This is a genomic window from Pseudomonas rossensis, from assembly GCF_039888995.1.
Lineage (GTDB): Bacteria > Pseudomonadota > Gammaproteobacteria > Pseudomonadales > Pseudomonadaceae > Aquipseudomonas > Aquipseudomonas rossensis.
Window position 1 is genome coordinate 1 of the sequence record NZ_JBBWCB010000325.1, and the last position, 520, is coordinate 520.

At 62.7% G+C, this 520-nt stretch carries 1 protein-coding gene; it reads left to right on the forward strand.

The features are described from left to right. Positions 1–520 (forward strand): cadherin-like domain-containing protein (locus tag WLY71_RS30710; RefSeq protein ID WP_347806583.1); only part of this gene is annotated, 520 nt, incomplete at both ends.

Below are 520 nucleotides of genomic sequence, written 5' to 3' on the forward strand. Positions count from 1 at the left end.
GCGTGCTTACCGGTACCTCGAGCGTTGATGGCCCGGTCAGTGTGCTCAACTTCACCATCGGCGAAACCACCTACGCCGCCGGCAGCACGGCGACTATCGCCAACGTCGGCACCCTGGTGCTTGCCGCCAATGGCGCCTACACCTTTACTCCGGCAGCCAACTACAACGGCACGGTGCCGACGGTCAGCTACACCGTCACCGACGGCTCTGGTTCTGACGTCACCTCGACCCTGAACATCAGCGTCACCCCGGTCGACGACAGCTTCACCGACATCAGCGAAACCGTGACCACCGGCGAAGACGCCCCAGTCAGCGGCAGCGTGCTTAACGGGACCTCGAGCGTTGATGGTCCGGTCAGCGTGCTCAATTTCACCATAGGTGAAACCACCTACGCCGCCGGTAGCACCGCGACCATCGCCAACGTCGGCACCCTGGTGCTTGCCGCCAATGGTGCCTACACCTTTACCCCGGCGGCCAACTACAACGGTAGCGTGCCAACGGTCAGCTATACCGTCACTGA